Source organism: Streptacidiphilus jeojiense (genome assembly GCF_000719095.1).
Taxonomy (GTDB): Bacteria; Actinomycetota; Actinomycetes; order Streptomycetales; family Streptomycetaceae; genus Streptacidiphilus; species Streptacidiphilus jeojiensis.
In genome coordinates this window covers 86,433-93,941 of sequence record NZ_JOEH01000034.1, presented here as the reverse complement: position 1 = coordinate 93,941, position 7,509 = coordinate 86,433, and the positions used below count along the sequence as shown (strand labels likewise).

The following is a 7,509-nucleotide window of genomic DNA, read 5'->3' as shown; positions in this document are numbered from 1 at the left end:
GGGTGGTCGCTCTGGGGCCTGCTGCAGAACGGGTCTGTAAGCGTGTCCGCGGCGTTGACGTCGATGACCCGTTCTTCGCTTTGACGGCCCCTGCCGCGACCACCCCGCCCCGTCCCACCCCCTCCCGTGCGGGGAGGGGGAAAAGACAGGCGACGCCGTCTCTCTTGCTTTTCAGGGGCGCGGGGAACTGCGCGACAAGCCACGACGGGCCGTCACTCCTTCGACCGAGCCGTACCCCCGCTGTGGGGGGCTCCTCAGTCCTTGATCTCGCAGATCGCTGCTCCGCTGGTGACCGTCGCGCCGATGGCTGCTGAGAGGCCGACGATCGTGCCGGCCTTGTGGGCGTTGAGGGGTTGTTCCATCTTCATCGCTTCGAGGACGACGATCAGGTCGCCCTCGTTGACGGTCTGGCCCTCTTCGACGTTGATCTTGACGATGGTGCCCTGCATCGGGGAGGCCAGGGTGTCGCCGGAGGCGGCCGAGCCGGCCTTGGAGGCGGTGGCGCGGCGCTTGGACTTGGCGGCGGGCTTGGCCGAGGTCGCGGCGAGGTTCGCCGGGAGGGAGACCTCGATGCGCTTGCCGCCGACCTCGACCACGACGGTCTCGCGGGTGTCCGGCTCGTCGTCGTCGGCCGCGCCGCCGGCGAAGGGCGGGATGGTGTTGACGAAGTCGGTCTCGATCCAGCGGGTGTAGATGCTGAAGGGTTCGCTGGTGAAGGCCGGGTCGACGACTACGGCGCGGTGGAACGGGATGGCGGTGGCCATGCCCTCGACGTTGAACTCGGCGAGCGCGCGGGCGGCGCGCTGCAGGGCCTGGGTGCGGGTGGCGCCGGTGACGATCAGCTTGGCCAGCAGGGAGTCCCAGGCCGGGCCGATCACGCTGCCGGTCTCCACACCGGAGTCCAGGCGGACGCCGGGGCCGGTGGGGGGCTGGAACACGGTGACGGTGCCGGGGGCGGGGAGGAAGCCGCGGCCCGGGTCCTCGCCGTTGATGCGGAACTCGAAGGAGTGGCCGCGGGCGGGCGGGTCGTCGTAGCCGAGTTCCTCGTTGTCGGCGATGCGGAACTGCTCGCGGACCAGGTCGATGCCGGTGACCTCTTCGGTGACCGGGTGCTCCACCTGGAGGCGGGTGTTGACCTCCAGGAAGCTGATCGTGCCGTCGTTGGCGACCAGGAACTCGCAGGTGCCGGCGCCGACGTAGCCGGCCTCCTTGAGGATGGCCTTGGAGGCGCTGTAGAGCTGGGCGTTCTGGGCGTCGGTGAGGAAGGGCGCGGGGGCCTCCTCGACCAGCTTCTGGTGGCGGCGCTGGAGCGAGCAGTCGCGGGTGGAGACGACCACGACGTTGCCGTGGTTGTCGGCCAGGCACTGGGTCTCGACGTGGCGCGGCTGGTCGAGGTAGCGCTCGACGAAGCACTCGCCCCGGCCGAAGGCGGCTACGGCCTCGCGGACCGCCGAGTCGTAGAGCTCGGGGACCTCTTCGAGGGTGCGGGCGACCTTGAGGCCGCGGCCGCCGCCGCCGAAGGCTGCCTTGATGGCGATGGGCAGGCCGTGCTCGCGGGCGAAGGCGACCACTTCGTCGGGGCCGGAGACCGGGTCGGGGGTGCCTGCGACCAGCGGGGCGCCGGCGCGCTGGGCGATGTGGCGGGCCGCCACCTTGTCGCCCAGGTCGCGGATGGCCTGCGGCGGGGGGCCGATCCAGGTCAGCCCGGCGTCGATGACGGCCTGGGCGAACTCCGCGTTCTCGGACAGGAAGCCGTAGCCGGGGTGGATCGCGTCGGCGCCGGAGTCGGCGGCGGCTTTGAGGACCTTGGCGATGTCCAGGTAGCTGGTCGCCGGGGTGTCACCTCCGAGGGCGAAGGCCTCGTCGGCCGCGCGGACGTGCAGCGCGTCCCGGTCCGGCTCGGCGTAAACGGCGACGGCGGTGATACCCGCGTCACGACAGGCCCGGGCGACGCGGACTGCGATTTCTCCGCGGTTGGCGATGAGCACCTTGCGCACAATGGCTCCCTTCTTGAACCGTGGATGAGTTTATGGACTACCAGGGCGTGTTGGTGAGCCCGGCCCCGGGGTGAGCTTGCCCACACGGAGGGTGATTGTCTCCGTACACCGTACGCCCGGGTGTCGTGAGGGGCCGTTTCGGCGTACCTCTTCCGGACGTGTCTACCCGTCAGTAAGGTGCCGTCATGAGGACCTGGACGGCAGCGGTGGCGGTGTTCCTGCTTGTGCTCGAAGCCCTGTTCTTCGCTGGTGTGGGGCTGCTTCTGGGGCTGGCCGTGCGCCATCAGAACATGTCCCTGGGTGGGCTTTCGACGGACGCCATGGCGAATGGCGCCTGGGTCGGAATGGGGCTGCTTGCGGCATTCCTGATTGTCGTCGCGGTGCTGCTGGCGCGCACGGCCTGGCGCGGTGGTGCCATGGGGCGGCCCACAAGGATTCTGCTGATTGTCTGTGCGGTGCTGCACGGGGTGTTGGCCGCCGCCCTGTTGGCGCTGAGCGGGGTGGTGGCCTTTCTGGCGATGCTGGTGATGGTCGGGGTGATGGTTTTTGTGCTGCTGACTCCGACCGTGACTGACGCACCGCCAGGGGCTGCCTAGACCCAGAGGTCGGTGATCCGTACTCCGAGCTTTCCCAGCAGTTCGCGCAGCAGCGGGAGGGAGAGCCCGATGACGTTGCCGTGGCTGCCGTCGACGCTGTCGACGAAGGGGGCCGAGCGGCCGTCGAGGGTGAAGGCGCCGGCGACGTGGAGGGGTTCGCCGGTGGCGATGTAGGCGTCGATCTCGGCGTCGGTGGGGTTGCCGAAGCGGACCGTGGTGGAGGCGGTGGCGGAGGCGCGGTTGCCGCTGGCGGTGTCGATGACGCAGTGCCCGGTCTGGAGGACCCCGCTGCGGCCGCGCATGGACTGCCAGCGGGCCAGCGCCTCGGCGGCGTCGGCGGGCTTGCCGAAGGCCTGGCCGTCCAGTTCCAGGACCGAGTCGCAGCCGACGACCAGGGCGGGGGCGGTCAGTCCTGCGGCGACGGCGGTCGCCTTGGCCTCGGCGAGGACCAGTGCGAGCTCCGCGGGGGTGGGGGCGGAGAGTGCGTCCTCGTCGACGCCGCTGACGATCACTTGCGGGTCCAACCCGGCCTGACGGAGCAGGCCCAGGCGGGCGGGGGAGGCGGAGGCGAGCACGAGTGGCAGGGTCATGGGCTCAGCCTAGACACCGGTCAGACCATCACGATGACCAGTAACAGGATCGCGAAGGCGGCGATGAGCAGACCGACGCGGCGGAGCAGTGCGTTGGCACGTCGCTTCTCCTCGGCGGTCTCGTCTACGGGGTCGGACCAGAGCATGCCTTCCAGGGTGCAGCTCTGGTCCTGGCTTGCGCCTGAGTACGGGTACTCAACTTTGGGCCCAGGAGGAGGTGCGCCAGGTGGTGGGGCCCGGGTGGGCCGGGGCGTGCAGGTTGCGGGCGCGGTCGGCCCACTGGGAGGCCGGGGCGCGGTCGGGGGTCCGGGCGGCGTTGGCCGCCGCCCGGGCCGAGACCACGGCCAGGACGGCGGCTAGCTCCTCGGGGCTGGGGTCTCCGTGCAGGACCTTGATCGGTGCCATGGCTGCCTCCTAGAGGGGGATGTTGCCGTGCTTCTTGGGGGGCAGCGTCTCGCGCTTGTTGCGCAGCGCCCGCAGGCCCTTGACGATGTGCTGGCGGGTCTCCGAGGGCATGACCACCGCGTCGACGTAGCCGCGCTCGGCCGCGACGTACGGGTTGAGCAGGGTGTCCTCGTAGGCCTCGATGAGTTCGACCCGGCGGGCGTCGGGATCCGGGGACGCGGCGAGGTCGGCCCGGTGCAGGATGTTGACGGCGCCCTGGGCGCCCATTACCGCGATCTGGGCGGTCGGCCAGGCGAGGTTGAGGTCCGCGCCCAGGTGCTTGGAGCCCATCACGTCGTAGGCGCCGCCGAAGGCCTTGCGGGTGATCACGGTGATCAGCGGGACGGTGGCCTCGGCGTAGGCGTAGATCAGCTTGGCGCCGCGGCGGATGATGCCGTTCCACTCCTGGCCGGTGCCGGGCAGGAAGCCGGGGACGTCCACGAAGGTGAGCACCGGGATGTTGAAGGCGTCGCAGGTGCGGACGAAGCGGGCGGCCTTCTCGGAGGCGTCGATGTCCAGGCAGCCGGCGAACTGCATCGGCTGGTTGCCGACGATGCCGACGGCGTGGCCCTCGACCCGGCCGAAGCCGGTGATCATGTTGGGTGCGAACAGCTCCTGGGTCTCCAGGAACTCGCCGTCGTCCAGGATGTGCCCGATGACCTTGTGCATGTCGTAGGGCTGGTTGGCCGAGTCCGGGACGATGGCGTCCAGTTCCAGGTCGAGTGCGGTGACCGTCAGGTCCGCCTCCTCGGGGAAGGCCGGGGCCTCCTCCAGGTTGTTGGAGGGGAGGTAGGAGAGCAGCGCCTTGACGTAGTCGACGGCTTCCTTCTCGTCGGCGGCCAGGTGGTGGGCGTTGCCGGACTTGGAGTTGTGGGTGCGGGCGCCGCCCAGCTCCTCCATGCCGACGTCCTCGCCGGTGACCGTCTTGATGACGTCGGGGCCGGTGATGAACATGTGCGAGGTCTGGTCGGCCATCACGACGAAGTCGGTGATGGCGGGGGAGTAGACCGCGCCGCCGGCGCAGGGGCCCATGATCAGCGAGATCTGCGGGATCACCCCGGAGGCGAGGACGTTGCGGCGGAAGATCTCGCCGTAGAGGCCGAGCGAGGTCACGCCCTCCTGGATCCTGGCGCCGCCGGAGTCGTTGATGCCGATCATCGGGCAGCCGGTCTTCAGGGCGAAGTCCATCACCTTGACGATCTTCTCGCCGAAGACCTCGCCGAGGGAGCCGCCGAAGACGGTGAAGTCCTGGGCGAAGACCGCGACCTGGCGGCCGTCGACGGTGCCGTAGCCGGTGACCACGCCGTCGCCGTAGGGGCGGGTCTTCTCCTGGCCGAAGTTGGTGGAGCGGTGCCGGGCGAACTCGTCGAACTCCACGAAGGAGCCCTCGTCGAGCAGCATGGCGACGCGCTCACGGGCCGTCAGCTTGCCCTTGGCGTGCTGCTTCTCGATGGCACGGGCGGAGCCGGAGTGCGTGGCCTCGTCCAGCCGGCGCCGCAGGTCTGCGATCTTGCCGGCGGTGGTGTGGCTGGCCGCGCCCTCGTTGGCGATTTCGGCTTGGGACATCCGGCGCGACTCCCGTCAGGAGGGGGTAGTGCAGTCCAGGTCCCCTGGGGGGATCCCGGCGGCACCAACGGGTGAGGTTTCCGTGTCGTAGCGTAGCCATGACGGGCGCGTGGCGGATATGCAGAGTGACCGGCGTCATAGGCTGCGGAGCATGAGTTCTTCGCAGTGGAGTGACCTGGACCGGCCGCCGTTGCGCGGCGCCGCGCTGGAGCGGGCCGTGCTGCGGCCCGGCGGGCTGTGGACCTCGCTGCGGGTGGTGCCGCAGACCGGTTCGACCAACAGCGACCTGGCGGCGGAGGCGGCCCGGGGCGCCGCGGCGGGCGCGGTGCTGGTCGCCGAGGAGCAGACGGCGGGGCGCGGGCGGTTGGAGCGCCGCTGGAGCGCGCCGGCCCGGTCGGGGATCTTCCTGTCCATGCTGCTGCGTCCGGACGGGGTGCCGAAGCCGCGCTGGGGTTGGCTGCCGCTGCTGGTCGGCGTGTCGGCGGCGTCCGCGCTGAGCCAGGTGGCCGGGGTCGAGGTGCGGCTGAAGTGGCCCAACGACCTGCTGGTCGACGTCGGCGGCGAGGAGCGCAAGCTCGGCGGGATCCTGGCCGAGCTGGCTGGGGACGCCGTGGTGGTGGGCATCGGACTCAATGTCAGCCTGCGCGAGGAGGAGCTGCCGGTGCCGGCCGCGGGCTCGCTGGCGCTCGCCGGCGCGGCGGTGACGGACCGGGAGACGCTGCTGCGGGCGCTGCTGCGGACCTTCGACGAGCTGTACGCGGACTGGGCCGGGGCGGCCGGCGATCCGGAGGCCAGCGGGCTGCGGGCGGCGTACGCGGCGCAGTGCGCCACGCTGGGCCGTTCGGTGCGGGTGGAGCTGCCCGGCGGCCGGGAGCTGCTCGGCGAGGCGGTGGCGGTGGACGGCGACGGCCGGCTGGTGGTGCGCGACGGTGCGGGCGAGGAGCGCGCGGTGGGCGCCGGGGATGTCCTTCATGTCCGTCCCCAGCAGGCGTGATGGCCCGGATCGGGTGAATCCGTGCGAGGATTCGTGCGGGCGGTGGTGTGAGCAAGGCCACAGGGCAGGACGCGGCGAGGGTGGAGAAGGTGGGCGACGAGGACCGGATGGCGGGCTCGGCCGAGGACGGCGCGGAGTCCGCGCCGACCGGCTCCGAGGACTCCGTGCCGCTGCAGTTGGAGCGGCTGATCCTGGACTCCGAGCGCCAGTACACGCCGTTCCAGGCGGCCCGGGCGGCGGGCGTCCCGATGGAGCTGGCCTCCCGGTTCTGGCGGGCGATGGGCTTCGCGGACATCGGCCAGTCGCGGGCGCTGACCGACGCCGACGTGATCGCGCTGCGGCGGCTCGCCGGGCTGGTCGAGGCCGGGCTGCTGAGCGAGCCGATGGCGATCCAGGTGGCCAGGTCCACCGGGCAGACCACGGCCAGGCTGGCCGAGTGGCAGATCGACACCTTCCTGGAGCATCTGACCACCGGCGCCGAGCCCGGGCTGACCCGGGCCGAGGTCGCCTACCCGCTGGTGGAGCTGCTGCTGCCGGAGCTGGAGCAGTTCCTGGTCTACGTCTGGCGGCGGCAGCTCGCGGCGGTCACCGGCCGGGTGGTGCAGGCCGCCGAGGACGAGGACATGCAGAGCGGCAGGCTCGCGGTGGGCTTCGCCGACCTGGTCGGCTTCACCCGGCTGTCGCGCCGGCTGGAGGAGGAGGAACTCGGCGAGCTGGTCGAGAACTTCGAGATCAGCTGCGCGGACATCGTCGCCGGACGCGGCGGCCGGCTGGTGAAGACCCTGGGGGACGAGATCCTCTACGTCTCCGAGGACGCCGGGACCGCCGCCGAGATCGGCCTGGCGCTGGTGGAGACCCTGGGCAAGGACGACTCGATGCCGGCGCTGCGGGTCGGCATGGCCTTCGGCACGGTCACCACCCGGATGGGCGATGTCTTCGGCACCACGGTGAACCTGGCCAGCCGGCTCACCTCCATCGCACCCAAGGACGCGGTGCTGGTGGACGGGGAGATGGCGGCGGCGCTGGAGCGCGAGGGCGCGGTGCCGCCGGCCGCAGGCAGCTACCCGGGCGTGCCGCCCGGGGCGGCTGACGCCCTGTCGGCGGTCGCCTCGGTGGGGATCTCGGCGGGGGACCGGGCACCGGTCGAACCGGTGCCGGACGAGGACGGGCCTGCCGGGGCCGAACCGTCCTACCGGTTCGCGCTGCAGCCGATGTGGCGGCGGCCGGTGCGCGGGCTGGGCCTGGTGGAGCCGTGGCAGCTGACCCGGCGTCCGGGACCGGGCTGACCGTACGTCATTCGGGGCGATATGTCCGCTCTGTAC

At 71.5% G+C, this 7,509-nt stretch carries 8 protein-coding genes; 3 read left to right on the top strand and 5 right to left on the bottom strand.

Features of this window, described 5'->3' with window-relative positions; all coding sequences use genetic code 11:
- Positions 1–254: 254 nt before the first annotated feature.
- Positions 255–1,997 (bottom strand): acetyl/propionyl/methylcrotonyl-CoA carboxylase subunit alpha, encoded by a 1,743-nt coding sequence (locus IF29_RS0135410; RefSeq protein ID WP_030264292.1) that lies wholly within the window; start codon positions 1,995–1,997, stop codon positions 255–257.
- 185 nt (positions 1,998–2,182) lie between these two features.
- Here IF29_RS0135410 and IF29_RS0135405 point away from each other — a divergent pair, with 185 nt between their 5' ends.
- A complete protein-coding gene (locus IF29_RS0135405) occupies positions 2,183–2,593 on the top strand; it encodes a hypothetical protein (protein WP_030264288.1) in 411 nt (136 codons plus the stop codon).
- Here the strand turns inward: IF29_RS0135405 and IF29_RS0135400 are convergent.
- From IF29_RS0135400 to IF29_RS0135385, 4 genes are read right to left on the bottom strand one after another with little or no spacing between them, the layout of a single operon-like run.
- The gene (locus IF29_RS0135400) at positions 2,590–3,183 is read right to left on the bottom strand and encodes a nucleoside triphosphate pyrophosphatase (RefSeq protein ID WP_030264285.1); all 594 of its coding nucleotides are present in this window, start codon (positions 3,181–3,183) and stop codon (positions 2,590–2,592) included. The genes IF29_RS0135405 and IF29_RS0135400 overlap by 4 nt on opposite strands.
- 20 nt (positions 3,184–3,203) lie before the next feature.
- On the bottom strand, positions 3,204–3,329 hold the full coding sequence (gene mmpB / locus IF29_RS48660) for a morphogenic membrane protein MmpB (RefSeq protein WP_269665077.1): 126 nt from the start codon (positions 3,327–3,329) through the stop codon (positions 3,204–3,206).
- A gap of 49 nt (positions 3,330–3,378) precedes the next feature.
- Positions 3,379–3,588 (bottom strand): acyl-CoA carboxylase subunit epsilon, encoded by a 210-nt coding sequence (locus IF29_RS0135390; RefSeq protein WP_030264283.1) that lies wholly within the window; start codon positions 3,586–3,588, stop codon positions 3,379–3,381.
- 9 nt (positions 3,589–3,597) lie between these two features.
- Positions 3,598–5,193, bottom strand: a complete 1,596-nt coding sequence (locus tag IF29_RS0135385) for an acyl-CoA carboxylase subunit beta (protein ID WP_030264280.1) — start codon at positions 5,191–5,193, stop codon at positions 3,598–3,600.
- A 151-nt stretch (positions 5,194–5,344) separates the two neighbouring features.
- Here IF29_RS0135385 and IF29_RS0135380 point away from each other — a divergent pair, with 151 nt between their 5' ends.
- Positions 5,345–6,187, top strand: a complete 843-nt coding sequence (locus IF29_RS0135380) for a biotin--[acetyl-CoA-carboxylase] ligase (protein ID WP_030264276.1) — start codon at positions 5,345–5,347, stop codon at positions 6,185–6,187.
- A 107-nt stretch (positions 6,188–6,294) separates the two neighbouring features.
- Positions 6,295–7,473: an adenylate/guanylate cyclase domain-containing protein gene (locus tag IF29_RS0135375; RefSeq protein WP_030264273.1), complete on the top strand. Its 1,179-nt coding sequence runs from the start codon at positions 6,295–6,297 to the stop codon at positions 7,471–7,473.
- The last annotated feature ends 36 nt before the right edge of the window (positions 7,474–7,509 follow it).